Annotated in this window: 26 protein-coding genes and 1 riboswitch; of the genes, 7 read left to right on the top strand and 19 right to left on the bottom strand. The window is 29.1% G+C overall.

The genetic code is table 11. The features are described from left to right. Positions 1-163: 163 nt before the first annotated feature. From P3X86_RS07560 to P3X86_RS07635, 16 genes are all read right to left on the bottom strand, one after another. Positions 164-1,414: a CapA family protein gene (locus tag P3X86_RS07560; RefSeq protein WP_483292058.1), complete on the bottom strand. Its 1,251-nt coding sequence runs from the start codon at positions 1,412-1,414 to the stop codon at positions 164-166. 368 nt (positions 1,415-1,782) lie between these two features. Continuing rightward, positions 1,783-2,022 carry a hypothetical protein gene (locus tag P3X86_RS07565; protein WP_483292059.1) on the bottom strand — a complete coding sequence of 80 codons (240 nt, stop codon included), beginning with the start codon at positions 2,020-2,022 and terminating at the stop codon, positions 1,783-1,785. Positions 2,023-3,335: 1,313 nt separating this feature from the next. Continuing rightward, positions 3,336-4,883, bottom strand: coding sequence for a S8 family serine peptidase (locus P3X86_RS07570; protein ID WP_483292060.1), 1,548 nt, complete (start codon positions 4,881-4,883; stop codon positions 3,336-3,338). Then, the gene (locus P3X86_RS07575) at positions 4,880-5,173 is read right to left on the bottom strand and encodes a peptide maturation system acyl carrier-related protein (protein ID WP_483292061.1); all 294 of its coding nucleotides are present in this window, start codon (positions 5,171-5,173) and stop codon (positions 4,880-4,882) included. The genes P3X86_RS07570 and P3X86_RS07575 overlap by 4 nt, the downstream gene beginning before the upstream one ends. Positions 5,174-5,212: 39 nt before the next feature. Then, complete coding sequence (locus P3X86_RS07580) at positions 5,213-6,310, bottom strand: TIGR04066 family peptide maturation system protein (RefSeq protein ID WP_483292062.1); 1,098 nt, start codon at positions 6,308-6,310, stop codon at positions 5,213-5,215. Between the two features lie 17 nt (positions 6,311-6,327). Then, complete coding sequence (gene ccpM, locus P3X86_RS07585; RefSeq protein ID WP_483292063.1) at positions 6,328-7,764, bottom strand: Cys-rich peptide radical SAM maturase CcpM; 1,437 nt, start codon at positions 7,762-7,764, stop codon at positions 6,328-6,330. A gap of 122 nt (positions 7,765-7,886) precedes the next feature. Next, the gene (locus P3X86_RS07590) at positions 7,887-8,009 is read right to left on the bottom strand and encodes a hypothetical protein (protein ID WP_483292064.1); all 123 of its coding nucleotides are present in this window, start codon (positions 8,007-8,009) and stop codon (positions 7,887-7,889) included. 841 nt (positions 8,010-8,850) lie between these two features. Then, entirely contained in the window at positions 8,851-8,985 is a 135-nt protein-coding gene (locus tag P3X86_RS07595) for a hypothetical protein (RefSeq protein ID WP_483292065.1), read from the bottom strand. 109 nt (positions 8,986-9,094) lie between these two features. After that, complete coding sequence (locus P3X86_RS07600) at positions 9,095-9,226, bottom strand: hypothetical protein (protein ID WP_483292066.1); 132 nt, start codon at positions 9,224-9,226, stop codon at positions 9,095-9,097. A gap of 76 nt (positions 9,227-9,302) precedes the next feature. After that, positions 9,303-9,431 carry a hypothetical protein gene (locus P3X86_RS07605; protein ID WP_483292067.1) on the bottom strand — a complete coding sequence of 43 codons (129 nt, stop codon included), beginning with the start codon at positions 9,429-9,431 and terminating at the stop codon, positions 9,303-9,305. Between the two features lie 238 nt (positions 9,432-9,669). Continuing rightward, positions 9,670-11,379, bottom strand: coding sequence for a phosphoenolpyruvate--protein phosphotransferase (gene ptsP / locus P3X86_RS07610; protein ID WP_483292539.1), 1,710 nt, complete (start codon positions 11,377-11,379; stop codon positions 9,670-9,672). Positions 11,380-11,443: 64 nt separating this feature from the next. Beyond that, on the bottom strand, positions 11,444-11,707 hold the full coding sequence (locus tag P3X86_RS07615; protein ID WP_483292068.1) for an HPr family phosphocarrier protein: 264 nt from the start codon (positions 11,705-11,707) through the stop codon (positions 11,444-11,446). A gap of 113 nt (positions 11,708-11,820) precedes the next feature. After that, a complete protein-coding gene (locus P3X86_RS07620) occupies positions 11,821-12,135 on the bottom strand; it encodes a PTS fructose transporter subunit IIB (protein WP_483292069.1) in 315 nt (104 codons plus the stop codon). A gap of 4 nt (positions 12,136-12,139) precedes the next feature. Beyond that, the gene (locus P3X86_RS07625) at positions 12,140-14,152 is read right to left on the bottom strand and encodes a BglG family transcription antiterminator (RefSeq protein ID WP_483292070.1); all 2,013 of its coding nucleotides are present in this window, start codon (positions 14,150-14,152) and stop codon (positions 12,140-12,142) included. 220 nt (positions 14,153-14,372) lie between these two features. Next, complete coding sequence (locus P3X86_RS07630) at positions 14,373-14,975, bottom strand: DUF5317 family protein (protein WP_483292071.1); 603 nt, start codon at positions 14,973-14,975, stop codon at positions 14,373-14,375. Positions 14,976-15,139: 164 nt separating this feature from the next. After that, positions 15,140-15,418, bottom strand: a complete 279-nt coding sequence (locus P3X86_RS07635; protein WP_483292072.1) for an ArsR/SmtB family transcription factor — start codon at positions 15,416-15,418, stop codon at positions 15,140-15,142. Between the two features lie 175 nt (positions 15,419-15,593). On the opposite strand from P3X86_RS07635, the gene P3X86_RS07640 reads away from it, so the two are divergent. Next, positions 15,594-15,746, top strand: coding sequence for a spore coat associated protein CotJA (locus P3X86_RS07640; protein WP_483292073.1), 153 nt, complete (start codon positions 15,594-15,596; stop codon positions 15,744-15,746). A gap of 62 nt (positions 15,747-15,808) precedes the next feature. Further along, a complete protein-coding gene (locus P3X86_RS07645) occupies positions 15,809-16,069 on the top strand; it encodes a spore coat protein CotJB (protein WP_483292074.1) in 261 nt (86 codons plus the stop codon). A 435-nt stretch (positions 16,070-16,504) separates the two neighbouring features. Here the strand turns inward: P3X86_RS07645 and P3X86_RS07650 are convergent, their stop codons facing one another. Continuing rightward, entirely contained in the window at positions 16,505-16,627 is a 123-nt protein-coding gene (locus P3X86_RS07650) for a hypothetical protein (RefSeq protein WP_483292075.1), read from the bottom strand. Positions 16,628-16,897: 270 nt separating this feature from the next. Next, positions 16,898-16,981, top strand: a riboswitch (ZMP/ZTP riboswitch). Between the two features lie 56 nt (positions 16,982-17,037). Between P3X86_RS07650 and pflB the strand changes: the two genes are divergently transcribed. The 4 genes from pflB to P3X86_RS07670 all read left to right on the top strand — a co-directional run bounded on the left by pflB (position 17,038) and on the right by P3X86_RS07670 (position 21,640). Next, positions 17,038-19,287: a formate C-acetyltransferase gene (gene pflB / locus P3X86_RS07655; RefSeq protein ID WP_483292076.1), complete on the top strand. Its 2,250-nt coding sequence runs from the start codon at positions 17,038-17,040 to the stop codon at positions 19,285-19,287. Positions 19,288-19,292: 5 nt separating this feature from the next. Next, positions 19,293-20,003, top strand: coding sequence for a pyruvate formate-lyase-activating protein (pflA, locus tag P3X86_RS07660; protein WP_483292077.1), 711 nt, complete (start codon positions 19,293-19,295; stop codon positions 20,001-20,003). A 199-nt stretch (positions 20,004-20,202) separates the two neighbouring features. After that, positions 20,203-21,300: a GerAB/ArcD/ProY family transporter gene (locus tag P3X86_RS07665; RefSeq protein ID WP_483292078.1), complete on the top strand. Its 1,098-nt coding sequence runs from the start codon at positions 20,203-20,205 to the stop codon at positions 21,298-21,300. Positions 21,301-21,493: 193 nt separating this feature from the next. Beyond that, positions 21,494-21,640 (top strand): manganese catalase family protein, encoded by a 147-nt coding sequence (locus P3X86_RS07670; RefSeq protein WP_483292079.1) that lies wholly within the window; start codon positions 21,494-21,496, stop codon positions 21,638-21,640. Between the two features lie 256 nt (positions 21,641-21,896). On the opposite strand, the gene P3X86_RS07675 is transcribed toward P3X86_RS07670, so the two are convergent. After that, positions 21,897-23,093, bottom strand: coding sequence for a hypothetical protein (locus tag P3X86_RS07675; RefSeq protein WP_483292080.1), 1,197 nt, complete (start codon positions 23,091-23,093; stop codon positions 21,897-21,899). Between the two features lie 231 nt (positions 23,094-23,324). Between P3X86_RS07675 and P3X86_RS07680 the strand changes: the two genes are divergently transcribed. After that, positions 23,325-23,543 (top strand): manganese catalase family protein, encoded by a 219-nt coding sequence (locus P3X86_RS07680; RefSeq protein ID WP_483292081.1) that lies wholly within the window; start codon positions 23,325-23,327, stop codon positions 23,541-23,543. Between the two features lie 46 nt (positions 23,544-23,589). Here P3X86_RS07680 and P3X86_RS07685 read toward each other — a convergent pair whose 3' ends face one another. Continuing rightward, positions 23,590-24,402, bottom strand: a complete 813-nt coding sequence (locus P3X86_RS07685; protein ID WP_483292082.1) for a type II toxin-antitoxin system PemK/MazF family toxin — start codon at positions 24,400-24,402, stop codon at positions 23,590-23,592. Positions 24,403-24,436: the final 34 nt, after the last annotated feature.

A 24,436-nucleotide genomic window follows, 5' to 3' on the forward strand; every position in this document is an offset into this window, starting at 1 on the left:
AATAAATCATATTTCCTATATATTGAAATATTTTTGTAATAAACTTTTAATATTCTATATACTTTGATTATGACAAAAATCATACTGATTTATACTTAAAAAACCTACAGTTTATATATATAAATAGAGCTCATCTCATATATTATGAGAAAAGCTCTATTTTCTATTTCTGTTTCATAAGCTTCATAGTGTTCTCGTGAGATTGCTTTATCCTTGAAAGCACAGATTTTGTAAACTCACTACTATTACCTTCTATATATTTTATAGTAGGAATTACATCGTAATTCAATTTTCCAGTATTATCTTTGTATCTATTAACCCATGTTGGTATATATTCTACTTTTTTTATGATTGTTTTGTTTGTTTTTTCATCTTTTTGTACATTTAGCTTGACCATAAGTCCATCTTCAGTATACTCTTTGTTCATTATACCATTCATAGTCTCTCTTCTTTGGTTTGAAATCAAGTTGCCCATAGAATAAACTATAAATTTATCTTCGCCATTATGTTTTACTATTTCTGATCCTTGTACTACATGCGGATGACTACCTAATATTACATCAACTCCCCATTCAATCATCTTACCTGCTAATTCTTTTTGCTCTTTTGATGGCTCGCGATTGTATTCGTTGCCCCAATGCATGCACATGATTATTAAATCAACACCTGCTTCTTCTGCTTTTTTAATCTCACTTTTTATTTTCTGTTCATCAATTATATTCACCATTTTTGCTAACTCGACTGGGTTCATTGTTTTGCCAAGCCCATTACACCCATATGTATATGACATTATAGCCATTTTGATTCCTTTAACTTCTTGTATTAATAATGGATGCTTTTCATCTTTATATGTTCCTGTACTTTTTAGATTGTACTTGTTTATAACATCTATGGTTCTATCTAAACCATACTTTTTCTTATCTAAGCAATGGTTATTAGCTGTTGTTAAAATATCAAATCCTGCTTTTTTTATGCTCCCTATCGCTTGATCTGGTGTGTTAAATGTAGGATATCCAATATATCTATATTTAGACCCTGCGGTTACAGTTTCTAGATTACATATAGCTAAATCCGCCTCTTTAACATACGGAGTTATACTCTTAAAGAAATGATCGAAATTATATGTCTTTGTTTTAGCATCATATCCTGCTTTAAGCTGTGTAGTATGAAACATTATATCTCCTGCAGCTAGTATTGTGGCTTCTTTTATTATATTTTCTTGTGGTTTGTTATTGTCATTATTTTGCTGCGCTAATTGTTCTTTCGTTTTTGCTGGATTGTTCTTCTCTGCAGAGCTCGTCAGTCCGTTATATGCAAATATCGATATCCCAACAAGTGCTATAAATACAATCATATAAAAACCTTTACTTACACCCTTATATCTTCTTTTGTTATTTCTTCTATATCTACTCATATCATTCTCCTTTTTTACAACTTTAAACCTTAACGTATACATAAATTATATTCTTTAATTTGTATAAAATCAACTAATTGAAGCTTATTTTTTAAGATTTAATATTAGCCAAAAAAATCCAACAAAATTTACAATTCTATTACATCCTTTTACAATAATTATCTTTATTCAAAATAAAAAAAGGGGGTATCCCCTATAGATCAAAGACAAAGCCTCTTTATAGCTGTAGTAAGAGTTTAAGTGGGGGATGTTAAAATTGTGTATCCTAACTTGCTAAAGATGAGAAAACAACGGAAATTTTAACACCAACACAGAAGTTTGGCTATCTTCTACAGTCTGAATGGAATAATCCCCTAATTGATTATCTATTACAACTCATCATCTACTCCTAGACTCTGTAATATTTCATTAGTAGCAGTTGTTATTTCTTCCACTTTATCTTTTAGTTCATTGAATATTTCGCTTACATCTTGATCTTTGGTTCTACTATTGTTATTTGATACTAATAATAACTCTATATTATTTACATGCTCTATATTGCTAAAGTTATTATCATTTATACATTTAATTTCTTGTACTATGTTTTCTCTATTTATATTATCTTCCATCATTAACACCTCCATATTAATAATATTATTATAATCATAATGGCAAGATTTATGCTCAAAAAATAAGCCTTTTAGTCTCAAAATTGTTAACTCAAGTGTTCAATGTTTAAAATAATAAAATTCTCTCTATTTCGAGCAAATAATAGGCTCTCTTATTTTAATCTTCATACCTTTATTATCATGACTCTTTTTCATAATTTAAAGGATAAATGTGTTTTTAATCTTCATAATACAATTAAGTCTGTTCTTTTTCTAATATTTATAATTTTTTATCATCTATGCACCAAATTTTTAAATTGCTATGCTACAGCTATCACACCTGTGCAAAAGAAATTATAAGTACATGGTGAAAATTTTTCTTTGCAAACCGTTTTATATTTACATGTCTTTGGTATGTTTTATTTGTTAAATTGTATATATCGTGTCATTTTTTTTATTGAATCAATGGCTTTTTGTTTTTTTAATACGCAAATAGGGGCTATGCACTAATTTTTAGTGCAATAGCCCCTATGAAGTAAACAATATAAAGTACACCTAAAATATAACTTATTGCAAAATTACTAATATGGCTCTGCTAATGCAATTACTTCATGGCATATCATTATTTTTTTGTAGCATGATGGATAATTACTTTGTGCTTTATAGCCTTTAAAATGCTTCATTGTCATATCATTTCCCTCCTCTCATATTTTACGTATGTGCCATTTGTTATTCTGTATATATTATACCATTTTTGTTCGTAAAATAATAGATATTTTGCCTTTTTTTATAATATTTTGTTATATTTTTTATAATTGCCTAATATGGGTGTAAAATGTTAGCTTATATATATAATTATAAGCATGCTTCATAATTGGGTTATCTCCATTGCCATTTTTTTATTTTACTAATTTAAAAGTCTACTAAAATCTATTCCTCCTTTATCTACCTTTAGGGTTAAATAGATCATCTTGGTATTTTAAATTATTCAATATACTTATTATTGAATTTTTTTACAATAGAAATATATAAAAAGGGAGCGAAATTCAATTATTTCTACTCCCTCTCTTACCTTTGTTTGGCTTTTTCCGACAATCACACTAATAAAGATATAAAATTCTAAAATATAATTTATAACAAACTACTAATAAGGCTCTGGTAGAGCAACTACTTCATGGCATGCCATAACTTATAGCATGATGGCCAGTTACTTTGTGCTTTATAGCTCTTGAAGTGCTTCATTGTCATGACATTTCCCCCCTTCTTCTTTTGTTATTTAAAAATGTGCCATTTTTAAATACTTTTTTGGATTTGCACATACTTACAATTTTGTATTAAGCTTCGATTACGTTATCTTCTGTATCATAAAAGTTCACTATAGTATCGAATAGTTTTTGTGCATAACTCTTTATATCTTCTGTCTTTTTCAACTCTAGTACTAGCATATCTTTTTCTTCTCTCTTCATCTTTTGATGATATTCTTCATATAATTTATCTTTTTTATCTAATATATACACGTCGAAATCAAGTTTTTCATCCATCATATAATATGAGTTATCATCAGTTACTACTCCTATTATCCCAATATCTCCGTTATATAGCTCTATTACATCTTCTAAATTCTCTAGATGCTCTACTTTCTTCTCATCAAAGTTTCTAAAATCGTAATAAAGGCTATATCTACTGTTTGTCATTATTGTTGGGTTATACCCATCTTCTTTAAAGTAACTTCCTAATTCATTTAGTACTTCTAGTATATATTCTTCGTTTTTTCCTTTTATTATTATCTGCGGTATTTCTTCTCTCTTTTTTATACTTAGCTTTATATTCGTACTGTTGAAATACACTGGTTGATTTGACTCTATCTGTACTTCTTTGATTGAGTTCTGTTTTTCTATTATTATTGGTGCTTTCATTAGATTGCATATTTCTTTTGATATTTCTATCTTTTCTTTTTTGGTTAAATCTTTTATATCTATTATTATTGAATCTAGATCTATTATTTTCTCTACTCTTCCTCTGACTATCTCCAATATTTGTTTCTGCTTATCTTGTGTTTTATTTATTCCTATTATCTCCACTGGATGAAAGAATTTTGGTTTTATTTTCTTGTTATCTGTTATTATCAATGGTTTTTTAACCCAATTAAGATCCATATAAGATTCGTAGTATTTATTTTTTTCACTACCCATTGAACTGTTATATAGAAATTTCTTTATTTCCTTTAAATCTGCTTTACTATTATTTGCAATATAATCACTTACTATTGCTGTTATCATTGGTGTTGCAAAACTATTGCAGTTTTGTATGAATGGCTCTTCTTCTAGATAATTCTTCATTTTATGAATACTACATGCTGTTATGTTTATCCCATCCTCTGCTTCAAGTTCGTATGTATATTCGCCTTCTTGTAGTTTTCGTGTCCTGTCGCATTTCACCCCTATTACGTTAATGAACACTGATGGATATGTTATTACTCTTGCGTTTTTGTTAGCTGCTATTATTGTTATTCCTTTTTCTACTGCTTTATTTATTATCTTACTTGCTTCTTTTTTGTCCTTATAATAAACTGTCCCCATACTTAGATTTATTATATCTACTTTGTTTTCTATACACCACTCCATTGCTATTATTAGCTTATCTAGTTTGCCATCTCCTTTGTTACTTAGTATTTTTATACTACTTAAATCTACTTCGTGTTTTGCATATTTTTTTATTATTCCAGCACATGTTGTTCCATGACTCATTTCATCTTGATTATAGTCATTTTTTCTTTTTACTAGCTTCATTTCATCATTAACCAGTAAATTATGAATGAGAGATGTATCAAAATATCTCTCATTCACCCCATCATCTATCACCACTATGTGGTTCTTTTTCATTTTATTTCTTCCTGATTTTCGAGTATTTCTAGAACGCTATTGAAGCTAGATATTTTACCTTCTGCTATGTCTTCTTCTTTTATGTTTGTCTGGAACTCTTCTTCTATGTCTGTTAGTAAATATAATAAATCCATTGGTGAAAGTCTTATATCTGATCCTAAGAAATGCTTGTCATAGTACTCTTGTTTGTTTTCAAATTTATCATAATCAAATTCAAATCTTTCTATGAATATCTTATTTAACCTCTTAGTGTATTCTTCTTTTTTGCTTACCTGACATGCCTGTGTCAATTTGCTCCCTCCTTTTATTTTGCCTTTAGGCGTTTTCTTTTATAGTACATCTTCTATAAATTCTTCTCCTGCTAATACATCTATTAAATAATCTGCCATTTTTTCTTTGTCTTCTTCATTGTGTACGTTAAAGAATGGAACTTGATATTTACTATACTCTTTCTTGATTTGCTCATCTATATATTTATGATCTATTACCGTATAAAGCTTGTTCAAGAAAAAAGATGAATCTTGATGATCTAATTGATTGTTTGCTATATTAAAGCAATCTACTTCAAATCCAAATCTATATTTACACACATTTTGTATTTCTTGTATATTTTCTTTTTTGTAATGGTTGTACATGAGACTTACTATTGCTGCATCTGGCTTTACTGCATTTGATACCATATACCCCATACAGCCAAATCCATCTGGTATCTTCTTACATACTGGCATTAGGCTTCTTGGTACGCCTATTATTATCACATCCGGTTTTTCTATTACTTCTATGCTTTTTACAAATAGGTTAAACATTTTTATTCTTTCTTCTTGTTCTATTGTGTTATCAAACATAAATTCTGGGAATGATTGAAATCCAAATAATTCACATCCATTTTTAGTTCCTACTTGAGATACTCTGTAGCCTTTTTTCATAATGTTTTCTCTTAGTGCTAACTGTATATCAAATTTATGTGTTCTATCTGCTAATCCTGCTACAAATATTACAGGTATTGATATATCTATTAATGATGGTACATCTGGTAATTTGTATTTTTTGCCTAATAGGTTCTTAAATGTTGTATTTGTTTTTTTACATAACTCTTCTATCTTTTTTAGCTCTTCATCTTTAAACCTTCTAAGATTTATTATCTCTTTGTTCTTTTTTGTTATCTTCTCTATTTGTGAGTACATGTAATCAAATTCTAAATCTAACTTTGAATCTACTAAAAATGCCACATCAAACTCTATATCTTCAAAGTTATCTTTTATTCTTATATTTGTATCTTGTCCTCCATCTGCATAACCTGCATCTTTGTTTTTAAATCCCCAACCATTAGGTGCAACTGCTCCTACAACCTCGTAGTCTTTTATCATTTTTTTGTTTCTAATAAAATACACTGTTTCACTACTAAATGGATATATTATCGCTCTCATTTTTTTCACTCCTTCCTTTATACCGCTGCGAATGTTATATCTGAATTAAAGTTACATCCAAACTCGCTAAATATACATAGTTCTTCTAGCTCTTTTTCTGCATTATATCTTACGCTTGGACAGCCCTCTACTTTTTTCTCTCTTGATAATTCTGTTATTGCGTCTGCTGCTGAACAGCACATTGTACAGAATCTAAATGCCCAACAGTTCTTGCATACATCTTCGCTTATTTGCCCTATGTTTAATATAGCTCTTACTTTATCTAGGTAAAAACCTTCGTCTACATTACCAATTATCATTGGATCTGATGTTTCGCTTACTCTTTCACATGGGAAAAATACTCCATCTACGTTTATAAATAATTTCTTTACTCCTGGTAAACATGGTCCCCCTGGATGCTCTTTATCATTTATACACTTACTGTATTGTCTCTCGTAAAGTGTTTGTTTTAGTCTTGCAAACTGACTCTCAAATAAATCTGATGTATATTTCTTATCTAGCTTTCCTACTTTACTCAATATTACTTTGAATTTCTCATAGTTGTACTGAATTCTGTATTTTTCGTAAATATCAAAGTTTACTTTTGCATATTTGTCTGATATGAAACTTGTGTTTACGTTTAGATCACTTATTTCTTCATAGTCTGCAAAGAACTTCTTTGTACAGCTAAAGTCTGTTGTTCCATCTAGCACGGCATTAAAGCTTATTTTGTCTTTTACATACTCTGGATACATTTTATTCATTTCTCTTATGTTATCCATTATCACTTTAAATGTTCCTTTGCCATTTGCAGCAAATACTCTGTTTTTATCATGTATTTCCTGTGGACCATCTATGCTTATTAATAACTTGAAGTTGTTTTCTACTAAATATTCTAGTATTTCCCCTCTTAATAATGTTCCATTTGTAGTCATATGGAATAATATTTCTTTTCCCTCTGCATTTTGTTTTAAATAATCTACACATTGCTTGATGAGCTTAAATTTAAGTAGTGGCTCTCCACCATAAAAACCTATACTTAATATGTGTGACTCACTAGAATTTTCTAATACAAAGTCTATGCTCTTTCTTGCTGTTTCAAAGTCCATGTCCAAATCAGCATGTGTTCTTCCTTCGTATTTACCAGAATATGCACAGTAACTACACCTCAAATTACATCTTTGTGTTACTTGTAGTGTAACTGTGTTTAGTCTGTATCTTAATGAATGTGGTAATAACTCGTTATATGGGTGCTCTATTTCTTTTATTCTCTTTTCTGATAAAAATCCTTGGTCTACTAACTTCTCTATTTTACTTTTTAAATCATCGCTTATTTCTTCGTTCTTTTTTATTCCTGTGTTTAAATACTCGTATACATCATCTGCAACACTCAATATTGTATTGGTATTTACATCGTATACATACTTTCTACCTCTTGTTTTAAAGGTATGTATGAATGGTAATTTTGGTATCATTTTATCATCCTCCTTATATTATGTTCTTTTGTTATGTATAATTTAAATTATATATAAGTAAATAATCAGTGACTTTCTACTGATTATTTACTCGTATATATTTTTATTAGCTATTCTTAATGTTATAAGCTCGGAATATTAGATTCAACATACGAAATCATATATCCACCAGAACATCCACATGGGCAATGATTTGCTATTACTGTTAGTTCCGATTTTCTAATTGACTTTTTCAATTTTTTCACATTTTCACCTCCTCATTTGTTAATTTATGACGTATCTTATGTCAAAAAATAGTATGATTTTTAATTTAAGCATCAAAACAATAATTAACTTAATCCTTGAGCTCCAACATACTGGACAAGAACTAATTTTTTATTTTCGATTTGTTTTGTAATAATTTGATTTTTTCGAAAATTCCGCGCCGGCCTTTTATTATAGTTATATGATAATTTAATAATTGTTTTTGTTCCAAAATTAATCACTTTTTTTGATATTTTTTACACAAAAAGAGCTATTACTTACCTCTTTTGTTTTGGCAAGGAAGCTCCAATAAATATACCGTCCTTTTTTGACACTTTAATTCTCTATAAACTTAAATAAATATTATGTTCCGATCAAGTTTACTTCCATTATTTATCGTTAATTATATTTTACTGTAAAAAAATAATAGAAGCAAGCATTTTACGTATTATTTTCCACTTATGGAAAAGATGACAGACTTCTATCCGTTTAATTACCCATTTTTTTAAACTATTTTTTACTTTGGAATTATCTTAGGAGCAGAGTTTACATTATAGTTAGTATATTTAGGGTTCAATTTTTATTTACATTAATAAGATTACTACCAAATGTTTTTTGTTCCATGATAAAAAAGGGAATGTTATTAAACATCCCTTTCAGACTGTAGACAAAAGCCCAATTTCTGCGTTGTAGTTAAAATTTCCGTTGCTCACTTACCTCTAAGTAAGCTCTGCTACTCAATTTTAACACGCCTTGAACTTGTGCTTTTTCTACAATCTGCTATCTTGATGACTTTGTCATCAATCTAAAAGGGAATGTTATTAAACATCCCTTTACTTAAACTTAAACCCCTGCTTCTTTCCACAATAATTCTAGTTTATTGTCTATCCTTTCATTAGAAGGCCAACATCCACAGAAGCAATCAATATTAACAAACAATGTATTTTCTACTTTTTTTGATTTTTTTAAACTTTTCATATTAGCTTACACCCTTTCGTCATTTAAGATAATTTATATTTAATAATTTTTTTACACTTTAACCTTTTTTAAATGAGGTTGTCCGATATATATCTATTTTTAGTACTTTCTAATGATACTCATCCTCTAAATCACTTAATTTGTTATCTACTCTTTCTTTAGAAGGCCAACATCCACATGAACATCCACCTGCAATATATAATGTATATTCTGCTTTTTTTGATTTCTTTAGATTCTTCATTTTTTCACCTCCTTTTTCTTTTTATAATTTGACTCATATTATATAATTGAAAAAATCATATAATTGTTATTATTAACTATGTTGCTTGATATAAAATATATATTTTATTATCTATATGTTCGTCAGCTGGACGACACCCACATGGGCAGACAGTAGCTACAAATAATGTATATTCTCCCTTTAGTGATTTTTTTAATTTTTTCATTTTTTCACCTCCTCACTACAATTATTCACTTTGTAATTGACGCTAAAATGATGAATTAATTAATCTTTAGTATCATGATTTGATACATACGTTTAGATTTAGTAATTATATTAGTGATATTTAATCACTTTATTTTGTTCCCATTTTTTACATATTTTATTTTCAGATTCAATATTTTTAACTTTTTTGCATATAAAAAAACTCATATTTTATGTTACTATGAGTTTTTTTAACTAATCTATATTATTATATTTTCTTCTATATATTTTTTTACTTCTTCTGCAGTTGGTAACATTACTACTTGCTGGGCATGCTTTTTCATTTCTTCTCTTGATATTTTGGATATTATATTTCTCGTTTTTAATATTGATATTGGACTCATACTAAATTCATCAAGACCTAAACCAAGTAATATTGGTACTAACTTTGGATCTCCTGCAACTTCTCCACACATACCTACCCAAATACCTTCTTTGTGACCATTTTCTATAGTCATTTTTATCAGCCTTAGTAATGCTGGATGAAACTGATTGTATAGATGTGATATCTGTTGATTCATTCTATCTACTGCTGTTGTATATTGTATCAAGTCATTTGTCCCTATGCTAAAGAAATCTACTTCTTTGGCTAACATATCAGATATTATAGCTGTAGCTGGTATTTCTATCATCATACCAATTTGTACTGTTTCACTTATCTGGATGCCTTCATCTTTTAATTCGCTTTTGACCTCTTCTACTATCGCCTTGGCTTTTCTTAATTCTTCTATACTTGATATCATAGGAAACATTATTTTTAAGTTTCCATAGATACTAGCTCTATACAATGCTCTTAGTTGAGTTTTGAATATATCAACTCTATCTAAACAAAGTCTAATAGCTCTATATCCTAGAAATGGATTCATTTCTTCTGGTAGTTTCATATATGTTAATTCTTTGTCTCCACCAATGTCTAGAGTTCTGATGACTACTGGTTTATTATCCATTCCATGTAGTACTTCTTTGTAAGCACTAAACTGTTCTTCTTCTGTAGGGAATTTGTCTCTATCCATGTAAAGAAACTCTGTCCTATATAGTCCTATTCCTTCTGCATCATTTCTAAGAACACCTTCTAAATCATCTGGAGTACCAATATTTGCTGCTAGCTCTACTTTTACTCCATCTTTTGATACACTTTGTCTTCCTTTAAATTGCTCTAGCATTTTTCTGTACTCATCATACTCAGCTTTCTTATCTCTAGCTTCTTGTACTATTTCTTCTTGAGGGTTAATGTATACTTCTCCTTTTTCACCGTCAAAAACTATCGTATCATTGTTTTTGACATTGCCTAAAATTTCTTCAACTCCAACTACTGCAGGTATTTCTAATGTCCTTGCCATTATTGCAGAATGAGAAGTTCTCCCTCCTATTTCTGTTACAAATCCTATTACTTTATCTTTATCCATTGATGCTGTGTCTGAAGGGGTTAGATCTTTTGCAACTATTATAACTTCTCTGTCTAGACTTGAAAAATTAATTATTTCTATACCTAATACATTTTTTATTATTCTACTAGTTACATCCTCTATATCTGACGCTCTTTCTCTCATATATTCATTATCCATATTCTTAAATATTTCTATGAATGAGTTTGCCACACTATCTAATGCATATTCTGCTGTAGCTTTGTTTGATTTAATATAATCCTCAACTTGCCCAAAAAACTCTGGATCATCTATTATCATCATATGAGCTTCAAATATATGAGCTTCGTTTTCACCCATATTTTTTAGTGCTAGTTTATGGAGCTCTTCTATTTGCTCTTTTGCAAGTTTTCTAGCTTGGGTTAGTTTATCTATCTGTTCTTGTACATCTTGGATTTGTGTTTTTACTATTTTTATCTGTTGTTCGTCTTTTATCAGAACTTGCCCAATAGCAACACCCGGTGACGCTCCAATACCTTTCATAATAACTTACTCTCCTTTCGCTGTGCAGAAAAGTGATTATCTAATCAATTTCCACACTGCCTGCTTTCTACTCGCCAAAGTTGCTATCAACTAACTTTTTCAATGCTTCTACTACTTCTTTTTCTTCTTTTCCTTCGCCGATAATTGTTATAACATCACCTTTCACTGCACCCATACTAAGTATACCCATGATACTTTTTGCATTGTACTCTTTCCCAGCTTTCACTATCTTTACATCTGCCTCATATTTTGAAGCTTCTTTTGTAAACATGCTAGCTGGTCTAGCATGTAAACCTGTCTCATTTTTTAATACTACTTCTACTTTATACATTTTTGTGACCCCCTAAAAATTTGTTATATTATATTCTTTTTATCCAAGTTTGAATATTTATATTATAAACAGCCTGAATGTGACTGTATATATCTTATTATTGTCATTTTTGGTTATGAATATTTCAGATTATTTTTTAAATCTTTTAATATTTTATGCGAATTTCTAATAGCATCAAATATTGTAATATATACTATTTTTTTATCTTTAAATCTATCCATCTTGTCTATATTCTTATCTTTTGTAAGTATAACAACATCGCAATTACTTAAATCTTCTATTGTTAGTTCATTTTCTATACCCATAAATCCTTGTGTTTCTACTTTGATATTAAATCCAAATTCCTTAGCTGCTCTTTGTAATCCTTCGGCAGCCATATAGGTGTTTGCTACCCCCAATGGACATGCTGTAACTGCTATTATATTCATATTATCACTCCATTTTATAGCTTCCTATTATCGTTTCGTATATTTCTTTTGAAGTATTTTTTATCCTAATACTACTAAGCACTGTTTCATCGTCAAGCATAGAATAAAAGTGTTTAAAAAAGTAGCGAATTTCTTCTTTGTTTTCAAATTTTAGTGCTAATAAAAACACAACGTCTACTTTTCCATTTGACCATTCTATGGGCTCTTTTAGAGTAGCTACTAATATCACGGGCCTTTTAACATACTTATGAGATCCATGCGGTATTGCAACTCCTTTTCCCACTGCTGTTGATGTTATTCTTTCTCTTTCTAGTGCTATATCTAAAAAACCATTTTCTACATATCCTTTTTTGATTAAGATGTTACATAATTCTCTTATTAGCTCTGTTTTGTTGCTAACTTCTATTTTAGGCAATATTAACTCCTGCATAAAAAGCTGATTCTTTATTTCTGACATATTATTCTTCCTAAATCTTCTTGTGTTTTCAATATTGATAAGGTATTTTTTTACTATATCTAAATCATCTTGTGTTACTATCGGATTAATTTGAACTACTGGTTTTGATGGATACTCAAATGGTAATGTTGATATTATAAGGTCGAACTCATTAGTTCGTATGTTTTTTATATCATGTACTGATGTAATATCTACTATATCTAATCCACTTATTTCTCTTTCTAATCTCACTGCAACTAATCCAGCTGTCCCTATTCCACTCCCACATACTATAACTACTCTAGTCTTTTTATTTAATCTTTCGAGTGCTGCTCCTATATGAATTGATATATACCCTATTTCTTCTTCTGTGACTTTTATTCCAAAGTATTTTTCAAATAATACACTAGAAGCCCATGATGCTCCAAATACGCTAGGATAGTTGTTTTTTATATCTTTTAATAGTGGATTTCTTATGTTCAAATTATACTTCATTCTGTTTATAGCTGTTCTAAGATGTAATACCAATCCTATAAATAATTTATTGTCTGAGGTGAAATCTACTGATAATATATTTCCTATTAATAGTATTATCTCGCCTGCTAAATCTATAATATTTGTATCAATGTTTTTTATCATATCAACACTGTTGTTTTTGTTATATTGCATTTTTGACCCTAATATATGCAGTGTCAAATTGCTTATCTCTGGTGTGGTAAATTGTATACTTAATTCATCTTTTATTTTTTTTGAAATTTGTCTTGCTATTTGATACTCTTCTTTTTTACTTAAATCGTTTATTTGTTCATACGGTAATTCTACTGGTTTATTTATTTTAAGCCTCTCTATTGCTATAGCAATGTGTATTACTAAACATGAGTAAGATTCATCTGTCAATTTATAGTCCATATTTTGTTCTACTTGCAACAATATTGACTGAATTTTTACTAAATCTACATTCTTAAATACATCTTTAATCTTAATTTGTGATTGGTTGTATACATCCTGAAATTGTTCGTCTTTCAATATATGGATGTTGTTTTTTTGCTTACTTTCTTTTCTAAAATCTGTAATAAGATCTGATACTGCTTTTCTCCAGCTTATCTCATCTCCTATGACTTCTACTCCATAGTTTTTCTTCCTTTTTAATTTTAGATTATATTTAGCTAGCCATTTTTCAACTTCTTCAAAATCGTTATATATGGTTATCCTACTTACATATAGTTCGTTACCTAAATCTTTCATTGTCACACTATCGTTAGATAATAGTAATCTCTTAATAATATAACGTTTTCTCAAACTAGATGTATACGGCTGTACGTATGCATCCTTGCTAGATATTATTGATTCTAACAATTTCTTTCCTTTTAAATTAGCGTTTATCCAAACTCCAACTCTTGGTTTCTTTATAATTTTAATGTCCTCGCTGTTTTTTATTAGCTCCTGTATCTTTTGCATATCATTTCTGATAGTTCTATTAGATACTTTAAGCTTATTAGCGATCTCATCTATAGTTATAGGTTCTTGTCTATTGATTAGTATTTTTAAAATTTCTCCACATCGTTCATTTGAAATCGTCATATTAACACCCCATGTTTTGTATAGGCAAATTATACGATAAGGATTTGCTATACTTATATATTATCATAATACTACATGCTTGTAGGTCATACTTACTTACATATTATTGTGGCAATAATATATATATTTTGCCACATATCAGTTACATTATAACATTTATTTATACATTAAAAAAAGCTATCTGTGATTAAGATAGCTTTTTCATAATAAAAGATAAAAATTATCTCGCTGAATAGTTAAATTCTATCATACTAGTAGTTTTAGAAAATAATCCTCTTCTTAGCATTAAACTTTGTATAAAAACAAATATTCCTATTGCTATTATGATATCTCCTACACTTATTATTTTTGCAAATTCGCTAGGATATGGTATTGGTACAATTTTACCTATATAAGGAATCTTTGTTGATTCTAATGCAATTATCTGGTATAAGTCATTTATACAATTCGTACAATTTGAGCTTGATTTTATGTAATCTACAGCTTCTTTTGAAACTGGCATCTTTCCTTTATTAACTGCTACTACTAACATGTTCATTATAAAGCCTACTGTTATTATGACAAATGATTTGAGTTTTATATTTAATATTAGTCCTATTATGATTAGTATATACACTAACCCTTGCACATAAAAAAAGTATTCTTTTATGTATTTAGCCAAACCGTACATGTCATTATTGTACGCTATTACAGCGCTAATTTTTAATATAGCTGCAAATATAAATAAAAACAGTCCTCTTATTGATGCATTTAAAATGTTAACAAATCTACCTTTTCTTATCTTGCCAACTATCAACGAAACCAATATTGATTCAACAATCATTTCTTTACGCTCCTTCTATTTGTTTTAATTGTTAAACAATCTCTTTATATTATATCATGTAAATAATAAAATAATATTACATAACCACTAAATTTCTAGATTTTAATGCTATTCTAGATTATTTATAGAAATTTCATATTAGAGTTCTATATACTTCAAGATTTTTAAAACAAAATCTCTATTATTCTTTTAACATCTTCATCAACAACTTTATATCTGATTTCTACACCATTTCTTTCTCCTTTTAGTATACCTGCTGCTTTTAATTTAGCTATATGCTGTGAAATCGTTGATTGCGGAGCCTTTAAACAGTTTTGCATAAACGAAACGTTACACCCACTATGCTCTAATAATCCTTTTATTATACATAATCTAATAGGGTGCCCTATTGCTTTCAATATCTCTGCTTTTTTCTCCATCATTTCTATATCTATATCTTTCATAACAATCTCCTCACTAATCAATCTTTATATTGCAATATTATGATTATTTTTATGATTTGTCAACTTATAAAGTGTTACAAATATAAATTTCATACTAATAATATTATTGTTTAATTCACACTTGTAACTATCAAGCGTAAAATATTATAAATAATATTTTAAGGAGGTACTTAATTTGTATAGTTTTGATAAAAGTCATGAATACAAATTAGCACATGCATATGTACCATTTCAGATGTTAGGCAATATATACTCGCCTGAACATGCTCTAAAAAATGGTACTTTATTCCCCGAACTATATATGCCATATAAACATAAACACCGATAAGTTTTTTCAATATATAAATAATATGCTCTAATAGGGCAAAAAACATATAAAGGGTGATTATTATGAATACTTGTCAAAAGGAAGACTTAAAGAGATTGATGGAAATTGATTTTAGCTTACTAGAAATGAATTTATTTTTAGACACTCATCCGAATGATAAAGATGCAATAGAACTTCATAACTCTCTTACTCAAAAATGTATGCATTTAAGATATAATTACGTATGTAAATATGGCCCGTTATCTAATGAAGATATGAGCCCGTGTCCTTATCAATATATATCCTCTCCATGGCCTTGGGAAATAAACTTTTCTAGAAGATAAATTGATGAATAATTTATAATGTTATTTCTTATAATACTAGAGATGAGGACATGATGGTTGAGCCACGATTTGTATGTATTCCTCACAGATGAGGGGTACGTACGAGTCAGCCTAAGAAAATTCATTTTTCAGTGGGAAGATTTCTTATGGTAGGAAACTATCATATTAAGTCGAGCTAAGATTTTCTATGGTGTCATTGATATCATATTGAGTCGAACTAACATTTTTTTAGGTGGATATTCTATCTAAAAGAGTGAGCGTTAAAATTGTTGTGTTCTCATTATTTGTTATGGTCATTATAAAAGGTGTCTAGAATAGACACCCTAATATACATTACTTAAATTTTAGTTTAACGAATATTATAGTTTAAGTATAGTGTAATAATTATAAATATAAGACAACCCCTGTCTCTCCGATCATTAGTTTATATGTATTTTAATGATGTGCTAATTCATGTTCGTCTAATCTATCCATGTTTGTTATTGAGCAACGACAGCCACTTACTATAGGATCGTATAGCGATATCTTCATAACCTTTTTTTTATTAAGTCTTTTCATTTCTTCACCTCCTCTGTATGATTGTGTTAAATTATTTCTAATTTGTATAATTGTAGTATTTTTATTGTATATCATTTTTTCTAATTTGTCTAGAAATTTTAAATTTTATTAAACACCATCTTTTAATATAGTTAGTTGCTCTTTCATTCGTTTGAGTTACTATTAATTTAAATAAAGTTTTCTAAATTGCTTGACATAGTCCAAACAACTTGCTAGTATATTTATAAACAGATTTGCTGTTTAATAATTTAAGACGCTAAATTAACAAGAGCATAATCACACAACTGACGGAAGTGGAACAGACCACATGGAGTGTGATTTTAATAAATAATGTCGACCGTCTGGGCAGAAGTCTAGGTGGTCTATGTTTGTAGATACCTGACTTGATTTTAAACAAGGAGGTATTTTTTATGTTAAAAAAAGAGTGGGACGGATTCAACGGTGGAAATTGGCAAGAAAATATTGATGTAAGAGATTTCATAATCAAAAACTATACTCCTTACAATGGGGATTGTGATTTTTTAGCAAAAATATCTGATAAAACAGATAAAGTATGGTCAAAAGCAAAAACGTTGATAATAAAAGAAATAGAAAAAGGTGTAATTGATATAGAGTTAAATAAGCTATCAGGCATTAATAATTTTAGTCCAGGATATCTAGATAAAGAAAATGAAGTAATTGTTGGTTTTCAAACAGATATACCTCTTAAAAGAATAATAAACCCTTATGGCGGTATGAGAATGGTAGAGAGTTCTTTAAAAGGTTATGGATATGATATGAATCAAGATATCACAAAGCATTTTAATGAATACCGAAAGACTCATAATCAAGGTGTATTCGATGCTTATACAAAAGAAAGTAGGTTAGCACGATCTGTTGGACTATTAACAGGTCTTCCTGATGCTTATGGTAGAGGTAGAATAATCGGAGACTATAGGCGTATAGCTTTGTATGGTATAGATTTCTTAATAGATTGTAAATATAAAGACTTTATAAAGTATTCAGATGTTTCTGATGAATCAAATATTAGAACAAGAGAAGAAATAGCTAGTCAAATAAAAGCATTATACGACATGAAGACTATGGCTAATAGCTATGGAGTAGATATCTCATGTCCTGCAAAAAATGCAAATGAAGCGGTACAATTTTTATACTTTGGATATCTTGCAGCTGTTAAGGAGAATAACGGAGCAGCAATGTCATTAGGAAGAAATACTACATTCCTAGACTGTTATATTGAAAGAGATTTAAGAAAAGGTATTTTAAATGAGCGACAGGCACAAGAATTAATTGATCAATTTATTATAAAATTGAGACTAGTTCGCAATCTTAGAACTCCAGAATATAACGAATTGTTTGCAGGAGATCCTAATTGGATAACTGAAGCAATAGGTGGTTTATGGGAAAATGGTAATCATCAGATTACAAAAACTACTTATAGGTTTATACATACGTTAACTAATTTAGACCCTGCTCCTGAACCTAATATGACAATTTTATGGTCTGAAAAGCTACCAGAAAATTTTAAAAAGTACTGCTCTATGATGTCAATTAAAACAGATGCATTACAATATGAAAATGACGATATTATAAGACCTATATACGGAGATGATTATGCTATAGCGTGTTGTGTATCTGCAATGCAAATAGGAAAGCAAAGCCAATACTTTGGAGCAAGAGCCAATATAGCAAAAGCACTGCTATATGCAATAAATGGTGGTATCGACGAATTAAAATTGGACAAATATGGTAAAAGGATAAAAGTCATTGACAATATTAACAAAATAGATAGTGATATATTAAATTACAATGAGGTTAAAGAAAACTACTGGAAAGTACTTGAATCACTAGCAAAGTTATATGTAAATACTATGAATACTATACACTACATGCACGATAAATATGCATATGAAGCAGGTCAATTTGCATTACATGATACAGAAATCAATAGATTCATGGCTTTTGGAATAGCTGGTATTTCTATTGTCGCAGATAGTCTTAGTGCTATTAAATATGCTAAAGTGACACCTGTTAGAAATGACGATGGTATAGCTTATGATTTTAACATAGATGGAGATTTTCCTGTGTATGGTAACGATGATGACAGAGTAGATGATATAGCTATAGAGGTGGTAAAAAAATTCACACATGAGCTAAAAAAACATGCAACTTACCGTAATGCAGAGCATACCCTCTCAGCATTGACTATTACTTCGAATGTAGTATATGGAAAGAAGACAGGTTCAACCCCAGATGGTAGAAAAGTTGGAGAGCCTTTTGCTCCTGGAGCAAATCCAATGCATGGTAGAGATAAAAATGGTGCTTTAGCATCTTTAAATACTGTATCTAAAATACCGTACAGACAATGGTGTCAAGATGGTGTTTCAAATACATTTTCAATAATTCCTGAAGCTTTAGGAAATACAGAAATAGACAGAATCAACAACCTTAAATATATTCTTGATGGATATTTTGAAAAAGGAGGGTTTCACCTCAATGTAAATGTTTTAAATAAAGAGACATTGATTGACGCTATGGAAAATCCACATAAATATCCGACACTTACAATTAGAGTGTCTGGTTATGCAGTAAATTTCAATAGACTTACAAAAGCTCAGCAATTAGAAGTTATAAGTAGAACATTCCATAAAATGATGTGATAAATATGTGTATTAAAGGAAAAATTCATTCGATTGAGACCATGGGATTAAATGATGGCCCAGGTATAAGATGTGTAGTATTTTTTCAGGGCTGTCGTCTTCGCTGTGCATATTGCCATAACCCTGATACTTGGGATATAAATAAGGGGATTGATATGACACCTCAAGAACTCCTTAATAAAGTACTAAGGTTTAAAGCTTATTTTGATAAATCAGGTGGTGGGATAACTTGTTCAGGTGGAGAACCTCTATTGCAAAGTAAGTTTCTAATTAGTTTTTTAAAATTATGCAAAGATAACAACATTCACACAACTTTAGATACCTCTGGTTTTGGTACTGGAGATTATGAAAAAATATTAAAGTATGTAGATTTAGTTATACTTGATTTAAAACACAGTTCTAAAAAAGGATACAAAAAACTTGTTTTAGGAGATATAAACGAATTGTATAAATTCAAAAAAGCTTTAGATATATCTAATACTAAAGTTTGGATTAGGCACGTTATAATTCCGGATATAACTGATGAAACTAATCACATTAAAAACATGAACGAAATGATAAACCAATTTAAAAATGTAGTAAAGGTTGAGCTATTACCCTATCATACATTAGGTGTTCATAAATATAAATCTTTAAATATAAAATATAGACTTAAAAAGGTGACACCTATGTGTAAGGAAAAAACTAAGCTTTTGGAGAATCTGATAACATTATAAACTTATTATATTTACATGGGTAATTCAGTATCTTACTATAAATTCTCGAATTATATGTCTATAATAAAATATACTCTATGTTTAAACTAGTCTTTGACTATACCAGTTAAAGGCTAGTTTTATTTATAACTGTATAATGTGAATAATTAATGCCAATTATTATAAAAATAAATGCAGTATACATATTTGTACTAATGAGGTGATTAATATCAAACAATTTATTACTGATAAACAAGGGATTTGTATAATGTTCTTATTTGTTTTAGGTAGCACTTTTATATTAGGAACTGATAAATCTGCTGGGATTGATTCTTGGATATCTGTTGGGATAGCAATATTGCTCTCTTTTCCTATAATAATGCTATATGCAAAATTGATATCTCTTTTTCCTGATAAGAGTCTTTTTGGTATTAATGAATTCGTTTTTGGTAAAATCATTGGCAGCATTATAAATTTGTTATATATATGGTATGCATTACATTTAGCAGCTTTGATTATCAGAAATTTGGGTGTATTTCTTGTAGTTGTTTCTTTTTCAAAAACACCACTTATAGTAATCATGGGACTTTTATCCTTATTATGCCTTTTTGGAGTAAAAAGTGGTATACAAGTTTTGGGTAGATTCTCTATCTCAGGTACTATAATAGTAACTTTTGTCGCTTTTTCGTCTATGTTGTTTGCAGCGCCATCTATGGATTTTAATAATGTACGTCCTTTTTTATACAACGGTATTATGCCTATATTAAAAAGTACTTTTAGTGTGATTACATTCCCTTTTGGCGAATTGATAATTATAACGCTTGTCTGTCCTATTTTTAAAAACCCTAAAAACTCTACTAAAATACTTACTTGGTCATTATTCCTATCGGGTATTTTTCTGTTTTTTATGACATTTTCAGAAACCTGTTTTATGGGCAAACAATATATAGATGCTCTATTTCCTTCACATGATGCTAGTCGTAGAATAAGCCTTGCTGATTTTATTCAAAGGATAGAAGTATTAGTTACGATGAATATTTTAATCACTATATTTATAAAATGTTGTTTATGTCTTATAGGTTTGGTGAACGGTATTGTAACTTTATTTAAAATGAAATCTACCAACTTTATCATAACACCTTGTACATTATTGATATTGAACTTATCATATTTTTTATATCCTAGCGCTAACGCAATGTTTAATTGGACTTTTGCCGTTTCTAGTTACTATGCTTTCTTTTTTCAAGTAATTTTACCAGTAGTAATTGGTATTGGAGTTTTTATAAAACTAAAAATACAAAAAGTTAGTAGAGCATAGTACTATAAAAACAACTCCATTTCATATCTTATATTTTGTCTATAATAAGCATTATATATTAATCACATGTACACACCCCACACATATTATAAACTAAACACTCTTTTTTAAAGGAGGCATAAACCGTGTGGAAATATGACAAAAAACTTCAATACCTGTTAGAGTTGATACTTGTAACCCTACATTAGCTCAAATGATACTTGAACAATTTGGTGGACCAGATGGTGAACTATCCGCTGGTATACGTTACTTAACTCAAAGATATTGTATGCCTACTAATGAAGTTAAAGGTCTTTTGACGGATATAGGAACTGAGAAATGTGTGCCAATATGTTATTAGTGATAAAAATGAATATTACTGGGCTGTTTATTCAGCCCAGTGAAAATAACATTAAATTTGCATGAGAACGACTCACAAGTCATTCTTCTAATTATTGTTTTATAACCTTTTTTACATTGGTTAATTTAGTAGATATCATTTTGATATGAGAATTTAATCCTCCACATTATAACTTGTTATTTAATTTAGATAGTTTACTCCATTTATTTGACAGACTCCAATAACATGATTTGTTAACTTGTCTATTCAACTCTCATTATACTATAATTATATCATGAATATATAAATAATTATGATAACCTGAATAAGAACCACTATCACCTTCCCAGTGGATTCTTACATAGTAGTTTCCAATCAGATTACTTACGTCAAGAATTATCAATCCATTTATTTCATTAATATCTTCACTATCAACTCTCTTCCTAGCGTTATATGTATTTTTATTAGCATTTTTATTAGTTGAAGCAATAACTGATATCTTATACCATACGCTTCTGGATGGTCTATCAAGGAATACTAATATTTTGGATGCAGATGATAAATCTATTGCACTATTGGTTACGGCAGTACATTCACAATCTGAATTTTTCTTATACAATGCCATTGATGACGTGGTTTTTGCAAAGAGACCATCGTTTGAGTATCCTGATACAAAATTTGCATTATTCGAACCTCTGTTATATAGTAGATTTTCCGCTATTTTTGGTATTAGTGTTCCAGAAACACCTAATATGTCTATACCTTTTCTAATATTGCTCGGGATAAAATTCATATCTGTAATAGTAACATTATCATCAATGCCATTTCTATATCCCTCTGATGCTCTTAATTTTAATGTTGTACCATTAACACTGCTTGCAATAGCTACAGTATCTCCTGACCTGTTAGTCATACAACCAATAATACCACTATCATTATCATTACTAAAAGTTTTTCCTGCCAGTACATTTGTAGCAGTAGCATTTCCCTCTGCACTGGCTTTATGAAAAAAACAATCTTTTATTGAATCGTACCAAATTTCATATGCTTTACCTGCAACTATATTTGGTGCAATAGTTGTGTTTGGCTTATATAGTTGTTTAGTGACAAGGTTATTAACTTTAATTGTAGTAGATTTACCGGCATTATTTGCTGAAGCAATAAATGTGAACTTTCGATTAGCTTTATATTCAATGATACTTGGTATAGTCAAAGTAATAGCAGTTCCACTTCCACCTGCAGTTTTCATTTCAGAGTTATCTCTAATTTTATCAAATTCCTGCTTGTTTATTATTGATAGCTTTTCTTTTTCATCATTAGTAAAATCATTAGTACTAAGTCCTTTTCCTGCTACTTTATCTACTTTTTCTTTAGAAATATAATGAACATCTTTAATACCTGTTTCTATACGATTTAGATCCTTTTCTGTAACAATATCGTCTATGCTCCAATCAGTTTTGCTTTTGTAAGTCATTAATTAAACTCCCCCTCTTATAATATATAAATTTTATCCCTTCATATTTATATGTCGATGAGAAGGATTTTTAACAACCTCTTAAAACAAAAATCTTTTAAAAAATATCTATCCATTTTATTAAACAATTGGTAGATATTTTTCCAACATTATTAATCTACATATTTATCACATACACATACCACCCACATATTATAAACTAAACACTCTTTTTTAAAGGAGGCATAAACCGTGTGGAAATATGACAAAAAACTTCAATACCCTGTTAGAGTTGATACTTGTAACCCTACATTAGCTCAAATGATACTTGAACAATTCGGTGGACCAGATGGTGAATTATCTGCTGGTATACGTTACTTAACTCAAAGATATTGTATGCCTACTAATGAAGCTAAAGGTATTTTGACGGATATAGGAACTGAAGAATGCGTGCCAACACGTTATCAGTGATAGTTTCATCTTTTTATTCATGGAATTAACACAACTATAAATGTAATCAATTCATATCAAATTGTATTAATAATGCTTTATCAATCATTTGTTTTTTTTCATCTGTCAACTCACCAACTAATTTAATAATATTATCTTTAGAAATTGTACTTATTAGCTCGACTAAAGCAACTGAATCACGCTTAAGTATTCCATCTATCATAATATTAGTTGGCAATTTAATTTTATTTATATTAGTAGTAAGAGGTATCACATTTATATATCTAGAATATTTATTACAAGTATTATTAGAAATGACTATAACAGGTCTAATCCCACCATAAAACCCACGATCAAATTTAGCGTAATAAATTTCTCCTTTTTTAATCGAATCATAATTTTGCTCCTTTTCTACGTTATTTTCTTTCTCACTATTTTCTTCATTCTTCTTAGCACTATCTTTTAAATACCCTTCTTTTTGTTTATCTATTGTCGACAAATGATCATCAATCATATTATCAACTTTATTGTTAATATCTGTTGATATTTCTTTGATATTATTCAAAATCTCACTAGACTGTTCTGTATTTTTTTCTATGTTATTAAGCATACTAGATACTTTCGATTCTCTTTTACTACTTTTTATATTTTCCGTAAACGAATAAAATATCGCAAATATTGCCAATGTTATAGATACAAAACCACTTCCTATAGATATTAAATCTTGTAACGAAGACTCTTTTCCCCAAAATTTATATGTTAATAATAAAACAATAATACTGATTAATACTCCAATAATCCACCGTGTTCTTATATCCTTTATTTTACGACTATAATACATTTCAATACTATTTGATTCAACTTTACATCTATTGTACAAAATATCATCTCCTTATATAATAAATTCTACAACA

Source organism: Abyssisolibacter sp. ZYX002, from assembly GCF_056892235.1.